Source organism: Rubrivirga sp. S365, from assembly GCF_032248475.1.
GTDB lineage: Bacteria > Bacteroidota > Rhodothermia > Rhodothermales > Rubricoccaceae > Rubrivirga > Rubrivirga litoralis.
Genome location: NZ_JAVTTN010000003.1, coordinates 32,055 through 57,171 on the forward strand (window position 1 = coordinate 32,055; position 25,117 = coordinate 57,171).

Annotated in this window: 21 protein-coding genes; 4 read left to right on the forward strand and 17 right to left on the reverse strand. The window is 74.3% G+C overall.

The annotated features are described in order from the left end of the window. Positions 1-121: 121 nt before the first annotated feature. The gene (locus RQM47_RS15960; RefSeq protein ID WP_314009593.1) at positions 122-613 is read right to left on the reverse strand and encodes a hypothetical protein; all 492 of its coding nucleotides are present in this window, start codon (positions 611-613) and stop codon (positions 122-124) included. 847 nt (positions 614-1,460) lie between these two features. Between RQM47_RS15960 and RQM47_RS15965 the strand changes: the two genes are divergently transcribed. Both RQM47_RS15965 and RQM47_RS15970 read left to right on the forward strand, forming a co-directional pair. After that, entirely contained in the window at positions 1,461-2,276 is an 816-nt protein-coding gene (locus RQM47_RS15965) for a ParA family protein (RefSeq protein WP_314009594.1), read from the forward strand. Between the two features lie 12 nt (positions 2,277-2,288). After that, the gene (locus RQM47_RS15970; protein ID WP_314009595.1) at positions 2,289-2,678 is read left to right on the forward strand and encodes a hypothetical protein; all 390 of its coding nucleotides are present in this window, start codon (positions 2,289-2,291) and stop codon (positions 2,676-2,678) included. A gap of 141 nt (positions 2,679-2,819) precedes the next feature. Here RQM47_RS15970 and RQM47_RS15975 read toward each other — a convergent pair whose 3' ends face one another. The 13 genes from RQM47_RS15975 to RQM47_RS16035 all read right to left on the reverse strand — a co-directional run bounded on the left by RQM47_RS15975 (position 2,820) and on the right by RQM47_RS16035 (position 19,633). After that, positions 2,820-3,881 carry a serine hydrolase gene (locus RQM47_RS15975; protein WP_314009597.1) on the reverse strand — a complete coding sequence of 354 codons (1,062 nt, stop codon included), beginning with the start codon at positions 3,879-3,881 and terminating at the stop codon, positions 2,820-2,822. A gap of 109 nt (positions 3,882-3,990) precedes the next feature. Further along, positions 3,991-5,301 (reverse strand): replication initiation protein, encoded by a 1,311-nt coding sequence (locus RQM47_RS15980; protein ID WP_314009598.1) that lies wholly within the window; start codon positions 5,299-5,301, stop codon positions 3,991-3,993. Positions 5,302-5,810: 509 nt separating this feature from the next. Further along, positions 5,811-6,983: an endonuclease gene (locus RQM47_RS15985; RefSeq protein WP_314009600.1), complete on the reverse strand. Its 1,173-nt coding sequence runs from the start codon at positions 6,981-6,983 to the stop codon at positions 5,811-5,813. 17 nt (positions 6,984-7,000) lie between these two features. Next, the gene (locus RQM47_RS15990) at positions 7,001-8,815 is read right to left on the reverse strand and encodes an endonuclease (RefSeq protein WP_314009601.1); all 1,815 of its coding nucleotides are present in this window, start codon (positions 8,813-8,815) and stop codon (positions 7,001-7,003) included. 12 nt (positions 8,816-8,827) lie between these two features. Continuing rightward, complete coding sequence (locus RQM47_RS15995; RefSeq protein ID WP_314009603.1) at positions 8,828-9,994, reverse strand: AAA family ATPase; 1,167 nt, start codon at positions 9,992-9,994, stop codon at positions 8,828-8,830. Between the two features lie 120 nt (positions 9,995-10,114). Continuing rightward, on the reverse strand, positions 10,115-11,653 hold the full coding sequence (locus tag RQM47_RS16000) for a hypothetical protein (RefSeq protein ID WP_314009604.1): 1,539 nt from the start codon (positions 11,651-11,653) through the stop codon (positions 10,115-10,117). Between the two features lie 15 nt (positions 11,654-11,668). Further along, complete coding sequence (locus RQM47_RS16005; RefSeq protein WP_314009605.1) at positions 11,669-12,514, reverse strand: hypothetical protein; 846 nt, start codon at positions 12,512-12,514, stop codon at positions 11,669-11,671. A 108-nt stretch (positions 12,515-12,622) separates the two neighbouring features. Beyond that, a complete protein-coding gene (locus RQM47_RS16010; protein ID WP_314009607.1) occupies positions 12,623-13,546 on the reverse strand; it encodes a hypothetical protein in 924 nt (307 codons plus the stop codon). A 248-nt stretch (positions 13,547-13,794) separates the two neighbouring features. Next, positions 13,795-15,555, reverse strand: a complete 1,761-nt coding sequence (locus RQM47_RS16015) for a metal-dependent hydrolase (RefSeq protein WP_314009608.1) — start codon at positions 15,553-15,555, stop codon at positions 13,795-13,797. Beyond that, positions 15,552-15,872: a hypothetical protein gene (locus tag RQM47_RS16020; protein ID WP_314009609.1), complete on the reverse strand. Its 321-nt coding sequence runs from the start codon at positions 15,870-15,872 to the stop codon at positions 15,552-15,554. Before RQM47_RS16020 ends, RQM47_RS16015 begins: the two co-directional genes overlap by 4 nt. Beyond that, complete coding sequence (locus tag RQM47_RS16025; RefSeq protein WP_314009610.1) at positions 15,872-16,282, reverse strand: hypothetical protein; 411 nt, start codon at positions 16,280-16,282, stop codon at positions 15,872-15,874. The genes RQM47_RS16020 and RQM47_RS16025 overlap by 1 nt, the downstream gene beginning before the upstream one ends. Further along, entirely contained in the window at positions 16,279-17,370 is a 1,092-nt protein-coding gene (locus RQM47_RS16030; protein ID WP_314009611.1) for a tyrosine-type recombinase/integrase, read from the reverse strand. The genes RQM47_RS16025 and RQM47_RS16030 overlap by 4 nt, the downstream gene beginning before the upstream one ends. A gap of 1,330 nt (positions 17,371-18,700) precedes the next feature. Beyond that, positions 18,701-19,633: a replication protein RepA gene (locus RQM47_RS16035; RefSeq protein ID WP_314009612.1), complete on the reverse strand. Its 933-nt coding sequence runs from the start codon at positions 19,631-19,633 to the stop codon at positions 18,701-18,703. A gap of 558 nt (positions 19,634-20,191) precedes the next feature. Between RQM47_RS16035 and RQM47_RS16040 the strand changes: the two genes are divergently transcribed. Further along, a complete protein-coding gene (locus RQM47_RS16040; RefSeq protein ID WP_314009614.1) occupies positions 20,192-20,650 on the forward strand; it encodes a transposase in 459 nt (152 codons plus the stop codon). An 11-nt stretch (positions 20,651-20,661) separates the two neighbouring features. Here the strand turns inward: RQM47_RS16040 and RQM47_RS16045 are convergent, their stop codons facing one another. The 3 genes from RQM47_RS16045 to RQM47_RS16055 all read right to left on the reverse strand — a co-directional run bounded on the left by RQM47_RS16045 (position 20,662) and on the right by RQM47_RS16055 (position 23,386). Beyond that, positions 20,662-21,075: a tyrosine-type recombinase/integrase gene (locus RQM47_RS16045; RefSeq protein ID WP_314009615.1), complete on the reverse strand. Its 414-nt coding sequence runs from the start codon at positions 21,073-21,075 to the stop codon at positions 20,662-20,664. 480 nt (positions 21,076-21,555) lie between these two features. Continuing rightward, on the reverse strand, positions 21,556-22,203 hold the full coding sequence (locus tag RQM47_RS16050) for a hypothetical protein (protein ID WP_314009616.1): 648 nt from the start codon (positions 22,201-22,203) through the stop codon (positions 21,556-21,558). A 550-nt stretch (positions 22,204-22,753) separates the two neighbouring features. Further along, entirely contained in the window at positions 22,754-23,386 is a 633-nt protein-coding gene (locus RQM47_RS16055) for a class I SAM-dependent methyltransferase (protein ID WP_314009617.1), read from the reverse strand. Positions 23,387-23,956: 570 nt separating this feature from the next. Between RQM47_RS16055 and RQM47_RS16060 the strand changes: the two genes are divergently transcribed. Continuing rightward, on the forward strand, positions 23,957-25,081 hold the full coding sequence (locus tag RQM47_RS16060) for a hypothetical protein (protein ID WP_314009618.1): 1,125 nt from the start codon (positions 23,957-23,959) through the stop codon (positions 25,079-25,081). Positions 25,082-25,117: the final 36 nt, after the last annotated feature.

A 25,117-nucleotide genomic window follows, 5' to 3' on the forward strand; every position in this document is an offset into this window, starting at 1 on the left:
GGCGGGCCGTCTTTGTGCTTGAATAATACTGCTTTGTTTGCCACTTAGTCAAGTGAAAACGAACGACTTAGGCCGCGATAACTTCACAGCAGAGCGGCCCGCAGCCAGGGCGCAAACCGGCCTAGACGGCGGCCGACCCGAACAGCGACGGCGACGCCCCGCCGGCCGGGACCATCCAGAACGAGCCGCCCGCGAACCGCCCGAGCGGCTGGAAGGCCCAGCCCGCCGGGGCCGCGACCGACGGCGGCAGGAACACGACGGCTGGCACGCCTAGCCCGACCGCCAGCGCGAGCGACGCCCACGACCCCGAGCCGCGCCCGGAGAAGCACGCTGAGGCCGAGGGCGACGGAGCGAGACCGACCGGGCACGCCCGCCCCGGCAGCGAGACCCACACGGGCGGCGGCCCGCCCGATACGCCGGCCGCCGCGACCCGACGCACGACGGCGACCGACCGGGCCGCGAGCGCGCCGCGCCCCGTGCCGAACGCCGAGGCGGAGACGACGGAGGCCGACGGCACGGCGCGACGCACGGCCGCATCGATGCCGGCCGCGCACCCGACGACGACGGGGCCGCCCGCTAGGGGCAGGAGACGGGCCAGGGCCGACAGGCACACGGGACCGGGGGCACGGGACCCGGAGACGCCTACGAGAGGCGCAGAGGACAGAAGGGAACGGGCAGAGACGACGGAGGACACGGCAACGGGGGGAAGAGCACGAGACGATGATGACGGCACCGGCAAGCCGGCGGCCCGGCGGGCATACCTGCCGCATTCGGGAGGCCGGAGCCCCGCGCAAGGCCGCCGCTCGCGGCGCTTGCCTTGGCCTTGCGCGGGGCGGAGAGCGCGCCTGCGCGCGTGCCGACCCATCTTGGGTGTGCCCGCTGGGACCCGCTACGGGAGCGCAGCGACACCTTATTTCGGCTCCGATGTGGAGGTCCCGTTTGCGGCATCCAGCCGAGCTGAGTCCCCTCCTGCACGACGAGTGGGCGCCGGGCGGGGGCGTCCGCGCGGCGGGCGGGGTGGGGTCCGCTGCCGGGGCACCACCGAGCGGGCGCGGGGCTGCCCGGCGCGGAGCGTCGGGCGGGGCGGCGGCGCGAGCGGAGGCCTTTCAGCCGTCTCGGGGGGGGAGACACTCCCGCGTGCGTGCGAGGGGGCGCTGCCTGGAGACCGATTGGGCCGGCGCTCTCAGCGTCGCTCTGAGCGCGGGGGGAGCCGGGTCGGCACTCGGACACCTGATCGGCGTCGGCGCGCAACAGGAGCGGACGGAGGCCCCTCTCTGAGGCAGTCAGCGGGTGAGGGCCGCTCGTCCCCCATCGGCGCCGGTGGCTGACTGCTCCCGGCGGTGGTTTTCGATCACTCAATCACTTGATCACTCGGGCGGTTCGTAGCTTGTCACTCAGTCACTTTACAGGGAGCGACCCGCCGCCGGTCGGCTGGCGCACCTTCTCATCCCCCGGACCCGATGCGAGTCGTCTCGATCATGAACCAGAAGGGCGGCGTCGGCAAGACGACGACGGCCGTGACGCTGGCGGCCGAGGCCGCGCTCCGCGGGCTCGACGTGCTCCTCATCGACGCCGACCCCCAGGGCTCGGCGACGGAGCAGCTCTTCCCCGGCGGCGCCCCCGAGGCCGGGCTGAGCGACCTGCTCACGGGCGGGGCGAGCTGGCGCGAGGCGACGGCGACGGCGCGGGAGCCCGGCGCGCTGGGGCCGGGGTCGGGCCGGCTCGACGTGCTCGCGGGCGACGACGGGCTGATGCTCGTCGAGTCGCAGCTGAACGAGGAGCCGAACCCGAAGCGGCTCCAGCGCCACGTGCGGAAGGTGCGGAACGCGGGCGGCCACGACCTCGCCATCGTCGACGGCGCCCCCGGCGTGGGCCTCCTGGTCGTCAACGTGATCGCGGCGGCCGACGTCGTCGTCTGCCCGGTCTCGCTGACCTCGACGTCGATCCGGGGGGTCCAGCGGTTGCGGAACCTGATGGACCAGGCCGAGGAGGCGCTGGGCGAGGCGCCCCGCGTGCTCTACCTCCCGACGGTGGCCGACGGCCGGAAGCGGGAGACGGCCGAGCTTCTGGACGCGCTCTCGGGCTTCGGCCACTTCCCCGACGGCGACCTGTTGCCGCCGATTCGGAGCTCGGCCGCGCTCTCGCGCGCGTTCGGGCTCGGCCGCGTGATCCAGGAGCACGACCGGCGGAACCGGGCGGGCCAGGACTACGCCGCCGTCTACGACCTGCTCGCCTCGGCCGGGGTCGTCCCGGCCTCCGACGTCCACCCTGCTTAACCGAACCGACCGATGGGAGAGTCCACGACGAAGGCCGCCGCCGCGAAGCTGTTCGGGACCGCCCCGAAGAAGCCGGCGGCGAAGCCGGCCGCTGACCCCGCGCCGAAGCAGAGCGCCCCACGCCGGAAGAAGGGCGGGGCGAAGAAGGCGACAGCAAAGCAGGCCCCCCCGAACCGGGGCAACTCGCTCGGCCGGGGGTTCTACCTGTACAAGGGGGGCGTCGCCAAGAAGCTCTCGGCGTACCTCGAGCCCGGCGTCGCGCTCGGGCTCAAGACGGCCGCGGCGGGCGGGGCGGACCCGCGGGGGGCGGACATGAGCGAGATCGTGAACACGCTCCTGAAGGAGGCGGGGTACGAGGCGAAGCTGCCGCCGGGCTACCTCGACGGGCTGCCGAAAGGGTGAGCCCTCAACCGCATCGGGCGTAACAAGCGAGCGGCACGAAATCAGGATGCCGCCGCTGCTCGGGCATAACCCGACCGGCCCGATGCTCCGCTCCGGCCACAGCAGCGATTCAGCCCACGCTGTTCGGCTTGACCTGCCCCGCTACTCCTGCTGCGGTTGGAGCCGGTTCTCGACGACGCCGCGCAGGAGGTGGAACGTGCTCGGCCCGAAGTACTGAACCTCCGCCCTCGGGTCCGGCGTGAACTGCGCCCGGACCACGACGAGGTCGTCGTCGGGGTAGACGGCGATGACGTTGTCGAGGTCGCCGGCCGCGAAGAACGTCCCGGTCCCCTCGTCCACCCACCACAGCATCCCGTAGTACGGGTACGCCTCGTTCGGCTGCCGGACCGCCTCGATCCACTCGGCCGGGACGACCTGCTCGCCGTTCCACACCCCGCCGTTCGCGACGAGCTGCCCGAGCGCTGCCGCCTCCCGGAGCGTGGTCCGGGGGCCGCCGACCGTGCTCGTGTTCCCCGAGGCATCGGTCCCGAGGCTCGTCGAGTCGAAACCGAGCGGCTCGAACAGCCGGGTCCGGGCGTACTCGTGGAGCGGCATCCCCGCCGCCCGCTCCAGGATGGGGGAGAGGAGTTGAGCGCCCTCGTTCGAGTAGACCATCCGCTCCCCCGGCGAGTGGGCGAGCGGGAGCGAGAGGGCGTAGGCCGTGTAGTCGTCGGTGCAGCCGGGCGCGGTGTCGGGGCACCCGAACGCGCGGGGGAGCCCGGCCGTCATCGTGAGGAGGTGGCGGACGGTGACGGCGGAGTCTGCTCCAGCTTCCCACTCAGGGATCCACTCCGAGACCGGGTCGTCGACCGAGAGCGCGCCGTCGCCGACGAGCATCCCGGCGAGGAGGGCCGCGACGCTCTTGCCGACCGACCGCATGGACCGCTCGAGCCCGCCGGAGACGAGGGGGAGCGCGTAGTTCGGCCCGTACCACTCCTGAACGACCTGGCCGCGGTAGGCGACGAGGCACCCGTCGGCCTTGGACCGCTCGCAGAGGTCGAGGTGGGCGTCGAGGACGGCGAGGCTGAGCCCGAGCGAGTCGGGGTCGGTCGTGGCCCACTCGGTGATGGGAGCGTCGGGCGTTCCCTGCCCGAGCCCTTGCGCAGCGAGCGGGGTGGAGCACAGAGTGATTGCCGAAGCGACCACGAGATCGAGCAGCCTCATGCGGGTGCGGTGTTTGTACTAACCAGATAGTACGAACAATCCAGATCGAGGCTGCCGTTCACGTCCAGATCAACCAGGCGCTGGTCGTACGCGCAGAGTGACTGGTTACTCAGTCACTTGACACCGCAGCGCCCTGGCTGAGCCACACCGTCATGGCGTCGCGGCGGGCGTTGCGGAGCGCGCCGGTGAGGGCCGGACCGAGGTCGTCGGTCTGGCCCAACTCGGCGGCCTCCTGAACGTCGCGCCAGCCGGGATGTCCCCCCTCTCGGAGGGCGCGGACGGCCTCGGCGTCGAGGGCGCGGCGGGCCTGCGTGCCGAGGGCGTCGATCCGCGCGTCGAGCTGGCGGAGAGCGGCGTCGGTCTGGGCCTCGGCCTCGCGGCGGGCGGCCTCGTCGAGCGCGGCGGGGGAGGGGGCTGGGGCCGGCGTGTCCGGGGCGTCGGCGTCGAAGAGCGAGGTCTGCGTCTGCTGGGCGGCGGCGTCCGCGCCAGCCCAATCCTCGGTGACGGCCCGGTAGGCGTAGGCCCCGAGGCGGCCGACCTTGGTACCGCGCGCGATCTGGCCGCGGACGTAGCGGAGGTTCCGCTCGACCTGGTCGGGGGGGAGGGCGGCGGCCTCCTCGACCTGGCGCGCGGTGAGCCCGAACTCGGCGAGGCGAGCGGGGAGGGCGTCTGCGGCCTCGCCTGAGGTCGGGACAGAGTCGGCCTCCTCGATCTCCGCCGACTCCGGGAGGAGCGGGACGCCGGGACGGACGGTGAACCGGAGCTCGGCGATCTTGCGGCCTTCGCGGCGGGTCTCGAGCTCGACGCGGATGTGGCCGACGGCGTTCACCTGCTTGGCGGCCGGGGCGAGGACGTGCTGGCGGAACGCCTTGTAGGCCCGGTACTGGTCGGCCCCGACGCCGAGGAGCCCGCGCCAGTCGGCGACGGGGAGCCAGCCAGTCGAGCCGACGCCGACGAACCGGAGGCAGTTCTCGTAGAGAGCGAGGGCGTACTGGCTCGTAAACCGGGACTGGACGGCGAGGTTGATCCGGGCGTAGACGGCCGGGTTGTAGAGGAGCCGGCGGAGGTGGACGGAGTAGGCGTACTGGCACGTCCCGGACCGGGGCCGGGTGACGGCCGAGGCGAGGAGGCCCGAGACGCCCCACCCCTCCTGCCCGTCCTTGTCGAGCACGTTCCAGCGGACCTTGGTCTCGACGAGCGTCTCGATCGTGTCCTTGAGGAGGTCGTGGTCGTTCGAGTTGTACCCGAGCGCGTCGGCGAGATCGACCAGCCGGATCGAGTGCTCCTTGACGGTCTCGTCGGGGAGCTCGTGGTAGGCGTTGAGGAGGAGGGCGTTGACGGCCTTCCGCTGGAGGAGCGTGAGCGCCCCCTTCACGTGGATCGCGCCGACGTGCTTTTTGAGTTCGAGGGAGGCGTCCAACGAGGGGTCCGGGGGGACAGACGAGTGGGAAGGCTAGCGCCCAGGGGACGGAGCCGCAACGGGTTAGGGACGCAGTGGACCGACGGGCGGGGCAAGATCGACCCGTACGGCCCATAGGGGCGGGGTCCATCCTGTAGATCTGTGCCCTTCATCCTGTAGACTGGTGCCTTTCGTCCTGTAGACCTGTGCCTTTTGGTCGGCTGTATCCGGCGGGGGGTTCAAAATCGGCGCTCATAGCCTGCAATGGCCGGTTTGGGCGGGGCGGGGCGGCCATCCTGTAGACCTGTGCCTTTCATCCTGTAGACCTGTGCCTTTCATCCTGTAGACCTGTGCCTTTCATCCTGTAGACCTGTGCCTTTCATCCTGTAGACCTGTGCCTTTGGTCCCGGATATCGTTGGGCCGCAACGGGATAGCGACCCCTAAACGTTCTAAACGGTATTAAACGTCTTAAACGACGACGGCGGCGTCTTTGGGTTGGATGGGGGAGGTCAACCCCCACGGTGTGGGCTCAGCGGGCGACGGTGAACGGTCGGACCTGAGCATCGGCCCCGTCGGCGACGACGGCGCGGAGGACGTAGGCGCCGGGCGCCAAGCGCGTCGTGTCGACGGCGAGGATCACGCGGCCCACTGCCGTCCCGTCGTGGGCCACGGCCACCTCGCGGCCGAGCGCGTCGTAGACCACCGCGCGGACGGACCCCGACTCTGTGCCGGCGGGGAGGGTGAGCGTGAACCGCGCGGAGCCGCTCGACGGGTTCGGGTAGGGCGGACCGAGCCGAAGAGTGGGCGGGGGTACGGGCGGGGCGGCGGCCGTCGGGCGGGTCCCGAACGCGCGGTCGGCGAGCGTGGCGTCGAGGACGAACGGGTTCGGCGTCCCCTGCCAGCGGGCGACGGCGTCTGACCGCCGACGCTCGCAGTCGTCGGCGGGGTCGTCCCCGTGCCACGCGAGGAGGGTCGCGACCTGGCCCTCGAACCACGCCTGGGCGTCGGCGTCGGTCCGGTCGGGGTAGACGGCGGCGACGTAGAACACGGCGCGGGCGACGTCGCCACGCCGGTGGGCCGGCGGCGCGAAGCGGTCGCCGTGCGTGCCGGCCCCGTCGAACTCGACGGTGGCCCAGGCCTCGGGGTCGGGCGGGGCCGTCTCCAGCCGCCGGGTCCCGCGCCACCAGCGGTCGCCCTCGGCCGCCGTGACGTGGCCGAAGGGCCGGTTGCCCCGTGACGAGTTGACGTCGGCGCGGGCCGGGAACAGGTGGTGCCCGTCGCTCTTGGCGTCGCCGCTGCCGGCGCCGTGCGACTGCGGCCACACGTGCTCGGCGTTGACGTTGAGTGGGCCGTTGCACGTCGAGCGGCGGCCGTCGCCGTCGCCGTCGCACGCGACGGCGCGGGGGGCGGCGCCCGGCGGGAGGAACAGGGCGCGGTCGGTGTAGAGCGTCCGGATCGAGTCGCCGGACGGCGAGAGCCGGGCGGAGAGGGCGAAGAGCGAGTCGCGGGCGCGGTCGTACGGGTAGGTCGTCGCTGGCGAGAACTCGGCGTCAACGGCCTCCAGGAGCGCGGCGCCCCTCAGGGTGGGGTAGACGTCGCGCTGGGCGTCGGCGGGCGCTACGGGGCCAGCCAGGGCCACGAAACAGGCGACGACGAAGCGGGTGCGGAGGGCGGGGCGGCTCGCGGGTGAGGGACGGGACATGGGGGCGGGCCGGTCTCTCAGCGGACGACGGCGAACCGTCGGACCGCGGTGACGCCGCCGGTGCCGGCCGTCACCCGGACGGTGTAAGCGCCGGCGGCGAGCGCGGACGTGTCGAGGTCGAGGTGCGCGTCGGCGCCGAGGTCGAGGCGAGCGACGGTCCGCCCGAGCGCGTCGAGGACGACGGCCGTGGCGCGGGCACCGGGCGGGGCGGTGACGGCGAACCGGAGGGGGCCGCCCTGCCGGACCGGGTTGGGCGTGGGCGGCCCGACGTCGAGCGGGGCGGCGTCGGCCGCTGCCGAGCCGACGGTCGGGCGGGCGGGTTCGTCGTCGGTGTTCGGGCCGCCGTCGTGGGCCGGGGCGGCGAGTCCGGGCGGGGCGGGGGCACCACCCCGCCAGCCCGACACGGGGTTGACGGCGGTGCGCGCGGTCCCCCCGGCCTGGTAGTCGCCGAGCCGGCCGGGCGTGGCGGGGTGGGGGCCGCCCCAGGCGAAGTCGGCGAGGCCGGTGCCGGCGCCGGTGAGCTGGATCGAGTAGCCGGCCGGCATCGTGGTCCACTCCTGGACGGGCTGCCAGCCGGGGCCGCGCACGGGCTGGCTCCAGAGGAGGGAGTCGGGGTGGGCGGAGTCGTCGACTCCGTCGAAGGCGGCGAGCGTGCGGACCGGGCCGGCGACGGCGTTGAACCGGCAGCCGCCGTAGCTGAGGAAGTGGGAGACGCGGCCGTCGGGGTCGACCAGGGCCACGCCGTTGCAGCGGTTCCAGAGACCGCGGGCGGGGAGCCAGACGGCCCCGAGGACGCCCTCGGCGGGGAGCGCGCCGCTGAGCGCGGGCGCGGCCGAGACGTCGGGGTCGTACGGGTCGTAGGGCTCCCCGTGGCCGCCGTAGAACACGAGGCGGTGGCCGAGGAGGTCGGTCCCGGCGGGGCCTGCGACCTCGACGCCCTCGCCCGAGTCGGGGCCGTCGTTGGTGGCGTGGACCTCGTTGATCCAGAGGGCGCCGGAACTGAGCGGGGCGCCGCTTGACGGGCGGGGCGGGAAGGCGCGCCGGGCGAGGCCGGGGTCGAGGACGAACGGGTTCGCGTTGCCCTGGACGCCTGCGGCCCGGCCGTGGCGCTCGCGCTCGGCGTCGTTGGGCGGGTCGGCATCGTGCCAGTCGAGGAGGGTCGCCAGGTCCTCGGAGACGGCGACGCCGGAGGCCGGCCACTCGACGCCCCTGGCTTCGCGTCCGGCCTCGACGTGGGCGGGGTAGACGGTGCGGACGTAGAGGGCGCCCCGGGCGAGGTCGCCGCGGGCGCTGTCGGCGACCGGGCCGCCGAGGGCGGGCCAGGCGGCGTGGAGGTCGAGGTGACCGTCTACGGGAGCGGGGAGCGCGCTGGGGGCGAGCGGGGTGCCGACGGTGTGGAGCGTGGGCGCCTCGGCGTCCGGCTCGGCGGGGTGGACCGTCCAGCCGTCGGCGCGCGCGCGGTCGGCGTCGGGGGCCGTCGTCTCGGCGCCGCCGACGCCGGAGACGTAGCGGACGGCCTCGACCTCCCACCGCTCGCTGACCGTCCGGCGGCCGGTCGCGTCGGGCGGTCCGGGTTCGACGGACAGGCTGGCGGCGACGAGCGTGGAGTCGTAGCGGACGCGGACGTCCACGGTCTCGAAGAGGGCACGTGCGGCGGCGTCGGCGTCGAGGAGCGCAGGCGGCGCGTGCCGGGCGCGGAGGCAGGCGCGGAGCCGCCAGCCGTCGCCGGGGCACGAGCTCTGCGCGCTGGCCGTGCCGGCAAACGGCACGGCCAGCACGGCGAGGAGGGTGAGCGTGTGGGCCGTTCGGACGCTGGGACTTACGGTAATCACTCAATCACTTGGTCACTTCAGATCGGACCGGGGTTGGAACATGAAGAACTGCCGGAACACCCTGAACACGAGGTAGCCCAGGATCGTCGCGAGGGTCAGGATGATGTAGAGGTCCGTGTTGCGGACGCCGACCACGAGCACGCGGAGCGCGCCGAGGCCGATGAGGAAGAAGACGTAGATGAGGCCGAGGTTGAAGAAGGGGGCGTCGTCGCGGGCCTGGAGGTCGCGGACGTCCTGGCTGGTCACGAGCTGGCTCTGGGCGCCGTCGTGCATCATGGCCCGGAGGATGGCCGGGTTGCCCTCGGCCCGTCGCAGGACCTCGCGGCGGTAGTGGCCCCGGTCGGCGCACGCGATCCGGTAGCGCGAGACGAAGTACTCGAAGAGCGCCGAGACGTGGGTGTCTTCGAGCGGGGCGACCGGGATCTGGCCGAACGTGGCGAAGAAGGTCCGGAGCGACTTCGACTGCGGGACGCCCCGGACGGCCCCGACGATCGTGGCCCGTCGCTGGAGCTCGCAGAGGAAGTGCCCTTGCGTGGGTCCGGCCCGGTCGAGCGCGTCGAGGACGAGGATGAGGCGGGGCGCTCGCCCGCCGCCCGCGAGGTCGTGGAGGCTGTCGAGGACGGCCCGCTGGCGGTCGTCGACGGTGCGGAGGAGCTTTTTGACCTCGGTCCAGTCGTATTCGGCGCAGGCCCCGGCCCGCATCTCGGCCGGGATGCCGGGGAGGGCGAGGATGCCGAGGTCGTGGAAGGCCCGGCCGAGGGCGTCGACCAGGCGCCCCATCGGCCCGGCCTCGGGGACGTAGACGAGGGTGTAGGCGTCGCCCGGCGTCTGGGGCATCGTGACGTAGGTGCGGCGGACGCGGCGCTGGGCGTCGGGGTCGAGGAGGACGCGGTCGCCGGCGACGACGGCCGCGAGCTCTTCGAGGAGCCGGGTCTTGCCCACGCCCTCGGCGCCGACGAGGAGCGTGTGGCGGCCGAGGACGGCGCGGTCTGCGAGCTCGGCGAGGGCGTGGCCGTTGCCGAGGCGGATGGGGTCGGTGAGGACCGTGCAGTCGGGGGCGCCGGGGACGCCCTGGGGGCGGAGCGAGCCGACGGCCTGCCCGCTCGCGAGGGCGGCGGGGCGGGAGACGGTCGGGGTGACGGGGGCGGCCGTGGGGCGGGGTGGGGTGGGGGATGCCACTCGCTACGCTCGTTTAGGGGTGGAGGGGTGCGGGGGGGGGCGTCGGGAGGCGTGCGGTGGCGTGGAGGGGTGGCCGCACGGCGTGGGGTGTCTCTCGCTCCGGATCACTCAGTCACTTGGTCACTTGTGGAGACGGGTCCAGAGTTGGGCGACGTCGTGGACCACGGGGTCGCCGTAGTGCTTGTTGGCTCCGTGGAAGGCGAGGAGCTTGCCGGCCACGGTCTTGTAGGTCCGCGCGCGGGCGCCCTTGAAGCCGTGGCGTCGGCGGGGGGGGTCGTCGGTGAGGAGGGCGCGGACGTACTCGACGGTGCGGCCGGGGGGGACGGGGCTGGGGATGCCGTGCACGTCGAGGACGTGGGCCTCGTGCTCGAGGGCGTGCTTGGGGCCGACGGCGTTCTCGAAGAGCGCGAACGTCTCGGACCGGAGCCGGTCGAGCTCGTGGACCAACTCGGGGCGGACGCTCGCTGCGCTGGCTGCGCCGACCTGGCGGTCCGCGGGGGGAGGGGGCGGGGGGGCTGCGTTCGTCGCCGCGTCGACGCCTGGGTCGGAGGGTGCCGTGACGCCGCCGGAGTCGGGTGGCGCGGGGTCGCCTTCGGAAGCAGGTGGGAGGGCGTCGTCTCGCACGTCGGCGGCCGGATCGGGGGCGGCCTCGGGCGGGGTGGGCTCGGGCGGCGAGGCCGCCGGGCGGACGGCGGGGCCGCCCTGGAGCTCCTGGACGAGGGCGGCGAGTCCGGCGGCGTGCGGGTGGTCGGCGGCGACGAGCCGGGGCCGCTCGGCGCGCTCGGCGAGGTAGGTCTCGACGGCCTCCGCCTGCGCGTCGGGCGCCGCCGCCTGGCGCTCGGCCGCCGCGGCGAGCGAGGCGACGCGGGCCTCGTCGGACGGGCCGTAGCCGCCGCCCCGGCGGGCCGCGGCGAGGCGGTTCGCCTGCTCGATGGCGCGGTCGAGGTCGAACGGGGTGCCGGCGCGGGCGGGGAGCGTCGCCTGGTTTTTCGGGCGGTCGTAGAGGAGGACGCGGCCCGTCACCCCGTCGAGGTACCCGGCGAGGAGGGCCGTCAGCGGCTCGTCGCCCGCCCCGCCCGCGTCCGGCCCCTCGTCGCAGAGCGCGAGCTCGTCGAGGTCGAGGAGGCGGACGCGCGGGGCGGCGGGGTCCGAGAAGTCGTTGACCTCCAGGACGCCGTTCCCGCAGCCCGAGCACGCGATCTGCGCGGCCACGAGCGCCGCGCTCTGGGTGCCGGCGACGTGGAGCTTGAGGCACTCCGAGTAGAACACGGTCTCGAGGAACCGCGCGCAGTCGGCCTGGCTGAGCTCGAAGAGCGAGAGGAAGGGGGGGCGGCCGGCGTCGCGGGCCTCGATAAAGCGGGAGAGCGCGACGGCCGGCATGACCGGGAAGCGGTAGTCCGGCGTCGTCCGGGCGACGGCGAGGAGCTGGCCGGAGACGGCCACGAAGGCGTCGTACGTGGGGAAAGAGGGACGGGGGATTCGCTCGCTCCGCTCGCTGGGGATAGGGGATGGGGGGAATGCGTCTCCGTCGGGCGGGGCGGCGTCGTAGCGGACGACGATGAGGGCGACGACGCCGAGGGCCTGCTGGTCCGCGAGCCCGACGGGGTCCGCGAAGGACCCCGGCACGTGCTCGAAGATGGGGCGGGCCGACGTGAGCATGGGGGCGGGGCGGGGTCAGGGGCGGGGCGGGAGGTCGCGGGGCGGGGCGGGCTCTCCGGTCCCGTCGAGGTCGGCGAGCGCGGGGGCCGGGGCGCCGGCGGCCCCGCACGTGGGGCAGGCGTCGAGGGCGGTGAGCCGGGCGGCGTTCGAGGCGTGGGCGTGCTCGGCGGCGAGGACCGCGAGCCGCTGCCGGGCGAGGGCGGCGTAGTCGGCCTCGCCCTGCTCGTACTCCATCTGGGCCAGGCGCAGGAGCTCGCGCTGGGCGTCGAGGCGGCGGGCGAGGAAGCGGGCCTCGACGCGGAGCCGGGCGGCGAGGGCGTCGGACACGGCCTGGGCCTGGCGGCGGCGCTCGGCCTCGCGCTCGGCGCGGGCGACGGCGCGCCTGCGGGCGGCGGCCTCGCGCTGCTCGCGGCGGGCGTGGTGGAGGCTGATCCGGGCCTCGGCGAGGGCGACGGCCGCGTCGGCTCGGGCGGCGGGTCGGTGGTCGAGGACCTGGTCGATAGACCACGAGACCGTGACGCCCCACGTGTCGCCGGGCCAGCGGGCGATCGCGGCGTAGGCCGGGTCGAACCCCCCGGAACTGACTGAGGGGAACGCGAGGCCGCGCGTGGAGACCGAGAGGAAGAGGTCGAGCTGGGGCCGCCAGCGGCGCCAGCCGACCGCGGCGCGGCGCTCGTCGCGGGCGAGCGCGAGCCGGGCGTGCTCGATGCGGAGCGACGCCCGGAACGCGGCCTCCGACGTGTCGGCGGCGGCCTGGAGCGCCGAGAGCGGGTCGTCGCCGGGCGGGGCGGTGGGGGGGCCGGGGACGACCTGGGCGGCGGGGGCGGACGCGAGCGCGGCGAGGAGGAGGACGGTGCGCACGGGGCACGCGGGCAAGGGGGAAGAGAGAAGGGGCAAGGGGCACGAGGGGGGACGCGGGAAAGCCTCTTGCCCCGTCCCCCATGCCCCTTGCCGACGAGCGCCAGCGAGCTACCCCTCGGTGTTCTCGCGGACCACGACGCCGTCGCCGCCGCGCTGCCTCGTCTGCCGCCACGTCCCGGCGACCTCGTCGGTCGAGCGCGACGTGAGCGCTCCGCTAGAGGTGTCGCCCGACGAGAGGAGCGTGCGGAGGTGGGTGCCCGAGACCGAGCCGTCGGCGTCCACCGAGAAGTCGGCCCCGTAGTAGCGGGTGCGGACGGCGCCGCCGGGTCCGCCGTCGCGGACGTTGCCCGTGCCGTCGGCGTTCTGCGTGACGACGGGGTCGCGGACGGCGATCGACTCGCGGAGCTCGGCGTTGGCGTAGGCCACGACGGCCTCGCCCTCGGCCGGGCTGTAGACCTGGGTGACGCGCCAGGTGTCGTAGCCGCCGAGCCCGGCCTCGGCGTCGTCGGACGCGTCGGTGAAGTAGCCGAGCGTGCCGGCGCCGAGCGCGGCCACGAACGCTTCGAGGTCGGCGTAGGTCAGGAACGAGAGCTGGATGGTCTCGACGGCGTCGAGCTCCGGCGTCGTCCCGCCGTCGGCGTCGTGGTCCACGGACCGGGCGTGCTGGACGCGGGCGCCCCAGACGCCGACGCCCTGGGGCCTCCGGTACGTGAGCTGGACGAGGTAGCCCTTGGAGCCGTCGTAGACGCCGGTGTAGGTCGTCGTGTCGACGCGGGCGTTCACGGACGCGAGCGCGGCCGGGAGCGACCCGGCCTCGGCGGCGCGGGTGGCGGCGCGGGCGTTGCCGTCGTTGAACCCGAGCGAGAACAGGCTCTCGACGTCCTCGAAGGCGAGGGCGACGATGGCGGCCTGGTCGCCGGTGATCGTCTCGACGGGGTCCGGACCGACGGGGTCGGCGCCGGGGCCTGCCGCGTCGCAGGCGGCGAGGGACAGCGCCAGGGCCGGCGCGAGGAGGGCGGAGAGGGCCGCCACGAGGGCGGGGCGGAGGGCGCGGGGGCGCCTCGGGGGTGGGGCGTGCAGCATGGGTGCGGGGGAGCCGCCGGCCCGCCCTTGCCCCCCCGTCCGGGGGCGCGCCTTACGGGGCGCGGCGCCTTACGGGACGCTAGGTTGGGGCCGGACCGACCGCTCGTGTTAGGGTGGTGGTGTCCGAGCAGCCGCCGGGTCTCTTCGACCAGCCCCGGCGGCTGCGTTCTGTTCGGCCCGGTCGTCGGGCCGTGGGGTCAGGGGCGCCTCCCCTGTCGTGAGTGGCTGGCGGTGTCGGTGGGGACGGGAGCCGAGCCGGTAGCGGCCCGGGGACGAGTGGGGGTCCCGGCGGTCCGGGGCGAGACCAGGACGACGCGGACTTCGGTGCGGTCGGGGCCGTAGGCGTGCTCCTCGACGCGCCGGACGACGCCGGCGCCGGGCGAGCGGACGAGCCCGTCGCGGACGGCCGACTGGTGCCGGTGCCGGGCGCGGCGGAGGCGGGCCGTCGCGTCGCGGACGCGCTCGGCCTTCTGGCGCTGCCAGTCGGCGGTGCGGGCCTCGGCCTGCGCGAGCTGGTCGCGGAGCTCGGCGGCGTCGGCGCGGGCGGCGCTCAGGGCGGCGGCCGGCTCGAAGCCGGCGGCGCGGCGGTCGGCGACGCGGTCGGCGGCGGCCCCGGCGGCGGCGAGGCGCTGGCGGAGCGCGACCGGGTCGTAGGAGGACGGGACGGCCTCGGCCTGCACGGCGGCGAGGTCGGCTCGGGCCTCGGCGACGTCGAGCTGGGCGTTCACGACGGCGGCCGACGTGAGGACCGCGATCGTGTCGCCGACGGCCACGCGGTCCCCCTCGGCGACGAGGAGCCGGGGCGGCTCGCTGGGCTTGTGCGCGAACGAGACGCGGCGGACCTCGGAGCGGGCCACGTCCTCGGGCGCGTAGTCCTCGGCCTCGCCCTCGGGGAGGAACAGCCGGAGCGTGACGGTCCCCGTCTCCACGACGAGCCCGGTGAGGCCCAGCCGCTCCAGGTCCGCGAGCGTGGCGAACTGGAAGGCCAGGCGCTTGTCCGTGCCCGTGACCGTGTTGAACCGGAAGTCGTCGGGCGTGACGCCGGCCGGCTCCGTCACCGTGACCTGCCCGCTGACGAGGTGCCGGGCGGGTTCGCCGTCGGGGCCGCGCGGGACGAGCGACTCGAGGTCGGCGAGGACGCGGCCCGTGAGGTCGACCTGTCGGCGGGAGACCGTCACGTGCTCGCCCCGGTGGGCGAGGACGCGGTCGGGCTGGAAGTTGGCGCTGTAGGCCGGCCCGAGCGAGTAGACGTGGCCGGCGTCGTCGCGGACGAGGAGCGTGCCCGAGCCCGTCGTGCCGATGGCCTCGAAGGTGCCCTCGAGCCGGCGGAGGTGCTGGGGGTCGGACGCCTCGACCTCGACGCTCACCAGGTACCCGTCGGCCGACCAGTCCAGGAAGTCGCGGACGGCGGCCGACGCGTCGGCCTGGACGCGGCGGACGAGCCGCTGGTAGCCGTCGACCTGGACGAACGCGAGGGGGACGGTGAGGCAGACGAAGCCGACGCCGAAGAAGGCGTCGACGCGGCTGCCGGTCGTCGTGCGGTAGGCGGTCTCGACGCGGTTGTAGTAGGGGAAGACGCCGCGGCGGTCGCTCCACGGCCAGAAGACGCGGACGCCCTGGCGGGTCCAGGTGTCGAGGAACGGGTGGGAGACGTAGCCCACGACGAGGGCGGCGTAGAGGTGGGCGTGTCCGGCCCAGAGGAGCGGGAGCGCGGCGGCGGCGACGGCGGCTTGGAAGGCGTAGCAGTGCGTGAGCGTCCGGTGTCCGAACCGGCGCTCGATCCGCCTCGCGAGAGGCGCGAACGCGCGGCCGACCGTGCTCCCGAGCGTGTCGACATCGGGGGCCGCCGCCGCGGCCGAGGCGACGACGAGCCCCGTGGCGGTCCACGGGAGCTGGAAGAAGGTGGCGGCGACGGTGTAGCCGAGGACGCCGCCGGCGACGTGGGTGCCGAGTCTCACGGGTGGGCCGCCTGCGGCGGCGGGAAGAGGGGGGGGGGAGGGGGCAAGGGGGTCCCGTCCGGGAGGGCGGGGCGGCCGGGGGCCGGCGTCTCGTCGAAGCGGACGGTGCGGTGGGGGGAGAGGCGGCGGAGGTGGGCGAGGACGGTGGGCGGGGCGGCCCGGGCGGTGAAGGGGAGGGGGACGGCGTCGAGGCCGGCGAGGCGGACGAGGAGCGGGTCGTGGAGGACGTACCCGGTCGGCGAGCGGCGGACGGTGAGGGGCGGCCGGGTGCCACCCCGCCCCTCGCTCCTTCCCTCGTGGATTGTGCCCTTTGGCATCAGTTCCGGTACATGACGGTGGTGAGGGTCCACTCCTCGGCCTGGTCGGCCCCGTCCAGGCGAGCGTAGAGCTCGACCGCGTAGGTGCCCTGGGGAGCGAAGAGACCGTTGGGGCCGACGCCCCGCCAGGCCGCGGTCCGGGGGCCGGGCGTCTCCTTTTGCTCCTCGGTGATCTGGCGGACGAGCGCGCGCTCGCCGGCGGGCTGGACCTGGACGACGCGGATCTGGACCCAGGCCGGCTCTTCGAGTCGGTACGAGATCGTGCACGGCTCGGTAAAGGCGTTGAACGTCGGCGAGACGCGGTAGCCCGTGACGAGCTCGACGTCGGCCACGCCGACGGGCGGCGTGCACGCGCCGAGCACGGGGCCGCCGAGCGCGGCGAGCGTGAGGAGGAGGGTCCGGGCGGTCATCGGCCTAGGCCCGCGTGGAGGACGGGTCCGCGCTCGTGCTCCCGGACGCACCCGGGGAGCGCGACGGCCGCGTCCTCGACGAGGTGGCGGAGGCCGGCCTCGTCGACGTGGGTGTAGACCTCGGTGGTGGCGAGGGTGGCGTGCCCGAGCAGCTCCTGAACGCCGCGGAGGTCGCCCGACTGGCGGAGCGTCCGCGTGGCGAACGTCCGCCGGAGGACGTGGGGGGTCAGGGAGACCCGGGCCTCGACGCGCTCGCCGAGGCGGACGCACTCGCGGAAGAGCTGGGCGGGGTCGAGCGCCTGGCCGGCCAGGGTCACGAACAGGCGGTCGGCCAGGACGGGGACCCGCCGGCGGACGGCGAGCCAGTCGACCATCGCCGGGTAGGCGAGGCCCGCGAGGGGGACGGTCCGGACCTTGCTCCCCTTGCCCGTGAACGAGAGGTAGTAGCCGTCGGGCTTGCTCACGAAGGCGGACGGCGACAGGCCGAGGACCTCGCCGCAGCGGAGCCCGCCGAAGGCCATGAGCGTGACGGTGACCCGCCTGCGGGCCGACGTGAAGAGGTCGGCGAAGGCGCGGTTGCGGCCCCGCGCGCGCTCGGCCTCTTCGAGCCGGCGGAGGGCGGCCACGAGGTCGCTGGACAGGAGCGCGACGGCGCGTTCGAGCTCGTCGTCGGTGAGCACCTTGTGCGTCTCGCTCTTGCGGTCGAAGGCCGGGAGGTCGAGGGCGTCGAAGGGGTTCCGGGCGACGATCTCGACGCCGCGGAGGAAGCGGTAGAGCGAGCGGAGGCAGCTCACGCGTCGCCGGACGGTGCGGGGCTTGAACGTGGCCGAGAGGCCGACGAGGTACGCCTCGGCGTCGCGGCGGGCGACGTCGGCGTAGGACAGCCGGCGCTCGCCGAGGAAGGCCCCGAAGTGGGCGAGGTCGGTCCGGTACGCCCGCTCGGTGTGGGGGCTGCCGGTCCGGGTGTGGCGGGTCCGCCCGACGAACAGCTCGACGGCCCGCTCGAAGCCCGCGGCGGGCGGGGTGGCCGGCGGTGCGCCTCTGAAGGCGATGGCCGCCGGGTCGGTGGGTGGGGGGGACGAGGCCACGGCGGTCGGGGAGGGACTGAGGAGTTTGTGGCAGAAACCACTAGCTGACTGCCACAGACTACTTCACCCGATCTCCCCAGACAACCGGGCGGCGTCGGTGTCCGCTCGTTCGCGGCGCCCGCGGCGGCCCCGTCGGGCGGTGCGATGGGAGGGAACGGCGGCCTGGGACGCGTTTACGCCGATCCGCGTCCGCCCCCTATAAGGCTCGATCCTTCCGTCGTGGAGGCTGCATTTTTTGGACGTGTCACGATAATGTCCATTATCACGATGCGTTTAGCGGCCAATTCCGGCGGTTCGTCGAGATCGGTCCGTCTGAGTCACCAGCCTCGATTTGGGCGGTACCGGGGGGCGCTGTCAGCCTGGCAGCCTGTGCGTGCTGGGCCGGCGGACGTGGGGGGCGGTGCATCGGTGGGGGGCAGGGCCGTCCTCGGCGCAGCGCTCGCGTCCGGTGCGGCAGCTCCTGTCGGGTTCGGCGACGCGGGGCCGGCTCGACGGCCGCGCGCCGCCCCAGCCCCTCGACTCCGCGATCTACCTGGCTGCCCGGTCGTCGGGGCGCGCGCGGTCCAGGCTGGCGCCCTGGGCGGGGCGGTCGGCCGGAGCGCCAGGGCTCGGCCGGCCTCGGCGGGCGGTCCGCAGCGCCCCCTCGTCGCTGGGGCTTTTGCGGGGGCGTGGCTGGGAGGGGGCGGCGGGCGCACGGCGGTCCCGCTCAGCACAGGCTCCACGCCCGCCGGCCCCGTCGCGTCGGGTGGCACAGGCCGCGCGAGCGGCCGTCCGCTTGGGCGGGGCACGGGCGCGACTCGGCACGTCGCCGGGGCGGGGCTCGGCGGCCGGGTCCGCTATTGCACCCCGCGTTCTTCCCACCCCATCGTCCGCCGCCCGACGGCAGCCGGGTGTCCGCGTTGTCCACAGCCGACCGCGGCCTGGTTACAGGTGAGTTAAAGGGATGGTTAGAGGATGGTCGCCCGAATATTCGGCCCCCCCGGTGGGCCAGCCGGCCTCTCCCATATAGGGAGGTCTTCGGTTTATTCGGCCGCCGAGCGCTCCTCTTCCCTATAGGGAGGGCTCCTGTTTATTCGCAGGTCTCCCCTTTATTCGGGCCGAAGGCTTCGGTTTATTCGTGGACAACCGGCCCGGCGGGCACCCCGATGTGGACGACGTCGGCCGCCCGATCGGCCCCCGCTGGGCGCCCCCGTGTCGCCGACGTCGCTCCTGTCCAGGCTCGCCGGTCACGGCTTTCCTGGAGGTCCTAAAAACGGCCTCCCGTCAGGCCGTACCGTGGCGGGGGGGCGCAGGACTCCGCGCCCCCCGCTCGACTCGACCTCCGCCGGGCTCAGCGCTTCTTCGGCGGGCGGTGCCCGACGTCGGGGCCGGTGTTGTAGAGGACGACCCGGCCGCGCGGCGTGTCGTAGACGAGGCCGGGCCACATGGCCCGGATCGTCTTGAGGGCGGCCCGGACCTTGTACCCGAAGTTCTTCTTGCCCTGCGCCGTGAGCGCGCCGTCGGCGTGGCACTGGTAGTGGCTCCCGAGCTGGGCGTGGAGGTCGTCGTAGCTCAGGGCGACCGAGCCCCGGCCGGACCGCTGGAGCGCGCCGAGCTTGTAGGTGAGCCAGAGGTAGAGGTCGTAGGCCGTCGGGTTGCCCCGGAGCATCTGGGCCTTGCGGAAGTCGAGGGGGAAGCAGCTCGACGCGACCTCGGTCCAGAACGCGTCCGAGAGCGTGATCGAGCCGCCGTCGGCGGCCTCGGAGGTGGGCGTCGCCCCGAGGTGCCAGAGGTGGTAGCTGCTCACGACGAAGAGCCGCTCGCCGCGGAGGTCGCGCCGCCCCGGCGTGACCGTCTCCCACTCGTAGGTGATGGAGCACGTGGCGAGCCGCTGGAGCTGGTCGAGCAGGTAGCGGAGCCGGCCGTTCCGTCCGCCCGAGGGCGTGAGGTCGACGCGGGCGCAGAACTCGGTGAGCGTGCTCCCGAGGTCGATGGTCGGGCTGTCCTGCTTGAGGGCCGTGGTGATGACGTGGCAGAGCAGGAGCCGGGCGAGGCCGCCGTAGGGGACGCCGCGCGAGACCTGGGGGTGGAGGGGACCCGGCCCCTTCCGCAGCCCGGCCTGGACGGTCAGGGTGAACTCGCCGTTGGTGGCCGAGTAGTGCTCGGCGAGCAGCTTCTCCGGGCGCCCGTCTGCGCCGGCGACCTCGACCGGGCGGCCGTCCGTCCCGAGGAGGTAGACCTCGCGGTGCGGGAGCATGGCCTGGACGAAGAAGGTCGGGCTCATGGCGACGGCGCCGCTCTCACGGGCGCCCTTCTCGAGGACGAGCGTGAGCTGGCGGGTCCGGTTGCGCCGGCGCGACTCCGCGGCGATCTGGGAGCGGGGAGGGCGTACGGAGGTGTGCCGGCCGGAGGGAGGTCCTCCGGCGTCGTGACCTGGGCTCACGCTCATCTAGGGCGAGGGCTGAGAGCCAGGTCGGGCGGGGCGGGTGACGGTGGGGTGCCCCAGACGGGTACCTTGGGGTGCTGTTCACCGACCTGTCACCGGACCCCGTAGGTCCTGACTCGGGTGAGGCCGGGCCGGCTCCCTTTGGCGAGGGGGCCGGCTCAGCCGTATTGGGAGGGTGCGTACGTGCGGTCTCGCGTCGGTGGGGGAGTGGGACGGGCGCTCCGGCCTTTCCGCCGGGCGGCGGCGGCCGGAGACTGTGAATGTAGTGCGCAGGCCCTGAATGTGGCAGTTGCTCTAGCGTTTCTGCCACGCGAGGAGACGGGCGGCCACGAAGCCACAGTTACCGATACGTTGTGGGCGGCTCCGTCCCGGCCCGCCCTCCCCACCCTCCCCGCCGTGACCGACACCCCCGACCCCTCGGCCGCCGGCGACGGCCCCCCGCCCGAGCCCTCGGGCGCGGCGTCCCCGACGTACCGGCACGAGGGGCCGGCCGTCTCCGCGATCGTCTACTACGTCCTGCTGGTGACGCGGCGGCGCCGGCCGCTCTTCGAGGACGCCGCCGTCAAAGCCCGGGCCGAGGAGCTGGTCGTGGCGTCGGCCGAGGGGGCGGGCCTGGGCGTCCGGTTCGTCGACGTGGCGCCGGCGACGGTGACGGTCCACGTCGAGGCCCCGCCGACGATGTCGCCGCACGAGGTGGTCCGGGCGATCCGCCAGCCGACGGCGTCGGCGCTCAAGGCGGAGTTCGAGGCGGTCCGGCGGGCGCACAGCGTGTTCGTGCGCCGCTACCTGGTCACGACGATGCCCGTGCCGGAGATGGACGGCGCGGCGTTCGAGCGCAGCGTCCCGAAGCGGTAGGACGGGGTGGCTCAACGTCGGGACAGGGCGTGGGCGCGGAGCTGGGGGAGCGTGGGGGCCGGGTCGACCCCGGCCCGACGGGCGAGGGCTCGGAGCCGGGCGACGGCGCGGCGGGGGTCGAGGGGCGTGCCGGTCCGGGTGACGAGGAGCGGGCCGGCCGCGCGGTCGCCGGCGGCGAGACGGACGGCCTCGGCGACGGGAAGGGGGAGCGGGGCCAGGCGACGGAGCGGGGTGGTCGGGGACGCGGCGAGGCGGGCGGTGTCGCCGGCCACGTCCTCGACGCGGAGGGCGCAGGCGTCGGCCGCGCGGAGGCCGGCGTGCGCGACGAGGGCGACGAGCGCGCGGTCGCAGGGGGCCGTGGCCGCCGCGAGCAGGGCGGCGACGTGTTCGGGCGGGACGGGGGCGTTGGGGTCGCGGGGGGGCATCGGGGCTATGCTACCCCGCGAGTCCCGGGCGCTCCGTTCGGGGTTGGCGGTTCCCCACGACCACGAGCGACGATGGAGTCCACTTTCGCAGAGACGGCCCCCGACGCCGATATTCCCGGCTACGCCTGGGACGGGCGGGCGGCGTCGGCGCTGACGTACGGGCCGCGCGGCGTTCGTCGAGGCCGTCGGGGGGGGGGACTTCCGATAACGCCGGTTGCCGGAGGTCCCCGCAGCCGCGCCGGCTAGGCCTCCGCCGGAGCCCTCGTGATGTGAAGATCGGGCCGCCCGACCTACCCCTACGCGCTGGAAAGGGCGGTCCCAGGTGCTACCGTACAGTTCCGTTCCATTGGTTGTGGGAGGCCTACCTCGTGTCGACGGAGCCGGTGCCGGAGGGGGACTGCGAGGCGTTCGTGGGGCGGGTGCCGACGCGGTAGGTGCACGGTCGCCTCGACTCCCGATCGGTCTGGAGAGGGACGTCGTTTACGGGCAGTGACCGCGGGCGAGCGCGTCGAGGACGGCGTCGAACGCGGTCGGGTCGAGACGCCGGACCGGCTCGCGCTCGGGCCACACCTTCAGGACGTCGGAGACGTAGTCGCCGTCGAGGACGACCGCGCCGATGGGTGGGCCGACGACCCAGGTCGGCACGTCGGCCTCGGCGATCTGGGCGTGCATGAGCCGGGCGGCGTCTTCGAGCCCGCCCCGGTCCGTTCCCGCCCCGCCGAGGCGGGCGGGGTCGTCGGCGAAGACGAGGAGGGCGACGGGCTCGCCGCACCGCTCGCACGGGACGAGCTCGCCCGCGATCCGCCGCTGGGGTGGAGCCTCGTCCCGCGGCGCCAGAGGCCCGGTGGGCGGTCCGGGGCGGAGGCCGCGCGCGGCGACGGCCCGTTGGAACGAGTCGGCGAGGTCGCGGACGAGCGGGCCGAAGACGGCCTCGCGCTCGGGGCGCACGGGGTCGCCGGGGTGGCCCGCGATCTCGGCGGCGAACTCGGTCTGCCCGTCGGGGCGGGGCCGGAGGACGACGCGGCCGAGGTCGCCGAGGCGGGCGTGGCGGAAGACGTGGGCCCAGGCGTCGCCGTGGCGCTCTTTGCGGACGGTGACGCCGGGCGGGAGGGGGAACGAGGCGGGCACGGAGGGACTGGCGGTCGGTGGGGCAGTCTACCGCGCGTGGCTCTCCGGTGTCGTGGCTACGCTTCGGGGGCGGGTGCCGCGGCGTGGGCGCCCCGGGTTGCGCCCCGGAGTTGCGATAACGGCGCCTATCGCACTGGTGCGCACCAAAGACGCGCTCAGCTACGCCGACCACCAAGGCTTGCCCGAGGCTCACCGCGTGCTCGTCGAGTTCGGTCGAGCCCGGTCCGCTCGTCGCCGGGACCATGGCTGGGCTGGACGCACCTGTGACCGGGGTCGTGAGCGACGTGCGGGCCTCGGGTTCGTAAAGCCATCGCCGAGGCGCTCTCATCTCCAGAGGTGGGCGAGCGCAGGGCTGGTGCTGGGGTCGCAGCGCCTCGGGCGATGTCGCCCGAGCGCTCGACGGCGCGGGCGGCTTCGAGCTAAGCGGGGGGAATGCCCACCCACTCGAACGACCTGCGGGTGGTCGTGGCGGGATCCGGTTTGGGAGTGGCATCCCTGATTGAGCGTCCGGCCTACCCGGGACAGGCCGTGCCCAGCGAAGGCATCGACCTCACGAGGCCGCGGGCCGTGGCGGTCGCACAGGGGCGGCGGCGAGGGCGAAGATGTGCTGGGTCTGGACCGTGACTGGACCCAGGTGCGGGGAGAGGAAGGCCGCGAACGAACGGGGAGTCCAGTGGTGGACGTGGCCCGGATCCGGGGCCGTACCAAGCGCTCGACCTAGCCGGCTCAGCCAGTCGAAGTACGGCTCCCGAGGGACCGTCAAAACGACCCCGGAGCGGGCGACCCGCACGAGTTCGGCGAGCGCGCGGGCCGGGTCCTCCAGGTGCTCCAGGACCTCGCTGCACAGGACCACATCGAACGATCCGTCGTCGAACGGGAGCCCGTAGAGGTCGCCGATCGAGAACGATCCGGCCCGGCCGTGTCGGACCTGAGCGTAGGCGACTGCGGCGGGGTCAGCGTCGACGCCATTGATCTCCAACGTCGGCTCCCGCCGCTTGAGAGCGGCGGCGACGAACCCCTCACCGCACCCGGCGTCGAGGAGAGAGGCCGGACCGAACTCCATCACGAGCCGGTGGACGTCGTCGTGGACGCGGTCCAGGAACCACCGGTAGAGAGCGCCCCCCTGGACGTGCTTCTGGTAGTTGGCCGACCAGTACGCTCCATCATCGTGTGGGGGAGACATGGCAGGCGAGTGCAGGTACGGTGACCGGCCCCCGTCCTTCGCACCAGCGGCTGTGATAGTGCCGACGCCTGATCCGGGGGGAGCGCGCGGCCAGGGAAGGTAGCCGTGCGGGCGCGACTCGTCGAACGACCAGGGCTATTGCATACTCCCGACCCATAGGCGATTCCGCTCGATTCAGGCCGGTGACCGGATCGGACTCGAAAGTCGTCCGGTGACTTCAGCCTCTTGAGGGCGGCTCCAGCCGAGTATGTGATAGGACCTGGTCGAACGGGGTCGTGGGGGTTCGACCCGTTCCCCGTGGCCTGATCCGGTCGCTACGATAGCGCTGCTCCCACCCCGCAGCACCGTGAACAGGCGAACGCCCGGAGGGGTCATCGTCGACGGCCGCGTATGCGGCCGTCGGAGCGGGTTCGGCGTAGGAGGTCGTCGTGCGAGCGTGGGGGACTGGGTTCGTCCCAGAGGAGTCGAGGGGCGTAGTCGGAACCGACCAGTGCGATCGGTCGGTCCGGGGGAGGTGCGGGGGGCAGGCGAGCCCGACTTTCTGCGCCACCGACGCCACCCACCGAAGACATGCCGCACGACGCTCCCGCGAGGTCCCCCTGGTTCCGCCCCCTCCCGTCCCGCGCCCTGCTCACGGGCGCGGCCCTCTTCGCCGCGGCCCTCGCCGGGTGCGACGGCGGTCCCGTCGCGGGCGGCGCGCCCGCCGGACCCGTCGACCCCGCTGCCGAGTCCGTCGAGGGCTACGACGCCGGCCTCCTCTCTCGCGCGGCCACCCTCGGCCCCACCGACGGGGAGTACCGAGCCCCCGCCGTCGCGTTCACCTCGGCCGACAAGCCGCTCCTCCGGTTCGAGACCGCCGAGGCGTTCCAGGAGACGGCCGCGGCCCTCGAACGCCTCGCGGCGTGGGGGGGCGAGCCGCTCCGGGTCCACGAGCGCCTCCGGAGCTACCTCCGTTACCGGGACGTGGCCCCGGCCGCCGAGCTCGCCCTGGCGGACGGGCGCGGGCGGGTCGTGATCGGCGACCGGCTCGTCACGCTCGGGGGGGCCGCCGAGTCCGTGGTCTCGGACCTGGCGACGGGGGCCGTCGTCGAGCGGATCGACCTCGACGCGGAGCTCCCACGGTTCGACCGGGGCGGGGCCAGCAGGACCCTCCTCGACGCCGCGACGCGCGACGGTTCAGGGCCGGTCGCCACGTCCGGGCTCACCGAGTTCACGGGGCAGGACGCGTACGAGGCCTTCATCCTGCCCGACTTGATCTTTGCCCAGAACGGGACCTACAACTACGTCACGCAGCCCAGGAGCGTGGACGCCATCTTCATGCACGACGCGTACCGGACGTGGACGGGGTGGAGGAGCGCGAAGGCGGTCACAGAGCTCCAGTGGTGGAACAGTTGGAAGCAGAGGTGGGAGGTCGTCGAGCACAGGGAGCTCCCCGGGGCGGTCGTGCGCGTGACGATGTCGAACCACGACGACGGGTGCGAGGTGAGCTACTCGTCCCAGACCGTCCCGCCCGGGAGCACCTCCGGCGACGAGATCACCGCGGTGGTCGGGAACGGGCGGACGGCCGGGGAGGGCGTTTCCTACAGCGTCCACGAGGTCGTGGTCCCCGCGGCGTCGTCGATGGACGGCCAGCCCGTCCGGATTTCCCCGTACCGGATCGAGGGCGAGAGCTCGAGGTGCCGGACCACCAGCTAACGAGGCCGGGAGCGACCCGCTCCCGTTTTCCCTAAA

Coding starts and splice junctions, on each gene's coding strand:
- RQM47_RS16020 (WP_314009609.1), bottom strand. CDS start 15,872: ATGCCAAAGGGCACAATCCACGAGGGAAGGAGCGAGGGGCGGGGTGGC.
- RQM47_RS16025 (WP_314009610.1), bottom strand. CDS start 16,282: ATGACCGCCCGGACCCTCCTCCTCACGCTCGCCGCGCTCGGCGGCCCC.
- RQM47_RS15970 (WP_314009595.1), top strand. CDS start 2,289: ATGGGAGAGTCCACGACGAAGGCCGCCGCCGCGAAGCTGTTCGGGACC.
- RQM47_RS15975 (WP_314009597.1), bottom strand. CDS start 3,881: ATGAGGCTGCTCGATCTCGTGGTCGCTTCGGCAATCACTCTGTGCTCC.
- RQM47_RS16055 (WP_314009617.1), bottom strand. CDS start 23,386: ATGTCTCCCCCACACGATGATGGAGCGTACTGGTCGGCCAACTACCAG.
- RQM47_RS16035 (WP_314009612.1), bottom strand. CDS start 19,633: ATGAGCCCGACCTTCTTCGTCCAGGCCATGCTCCCGCACCGCGAGGTC.
- RQM47_RS15985 (WP_314009600.1), bottom strand. CDS start 6,983: ATGTCCCGTCCCTCACCCGCGAGCCGCCCCGCCCTCCGCACCCGCTTC.
- RQM47_RS15965 (WP_314009594.1), top strand. CDS start 1,461: ATGCGAGTCGTCTCGATCATGAACCAGAAGGGCGGCGTCGGCAAGACG.
- RQM47_RS16000 (WP_314009604.1), bottom strand. CDS start 11,653: ATGCTCACGTCGGCCCGCCCCATCTTCGAGCACGTGCCGGGGTCCTTC.
- RQM47_RS16060 (WP_314009618.1), top strand. CDS start 23,957: ATGCCGCACGACGCTCCCGCGAGGTCCCCCTGGTTCCGCCCCCTCCCG.
- RQM47_RS16045 (WP_314009615.1), bottom strand. CDS start 21,075: ATGCCCCCCCGCGACCCCAACGCCCCCGTCCCGCCCGAACACGTCGCC.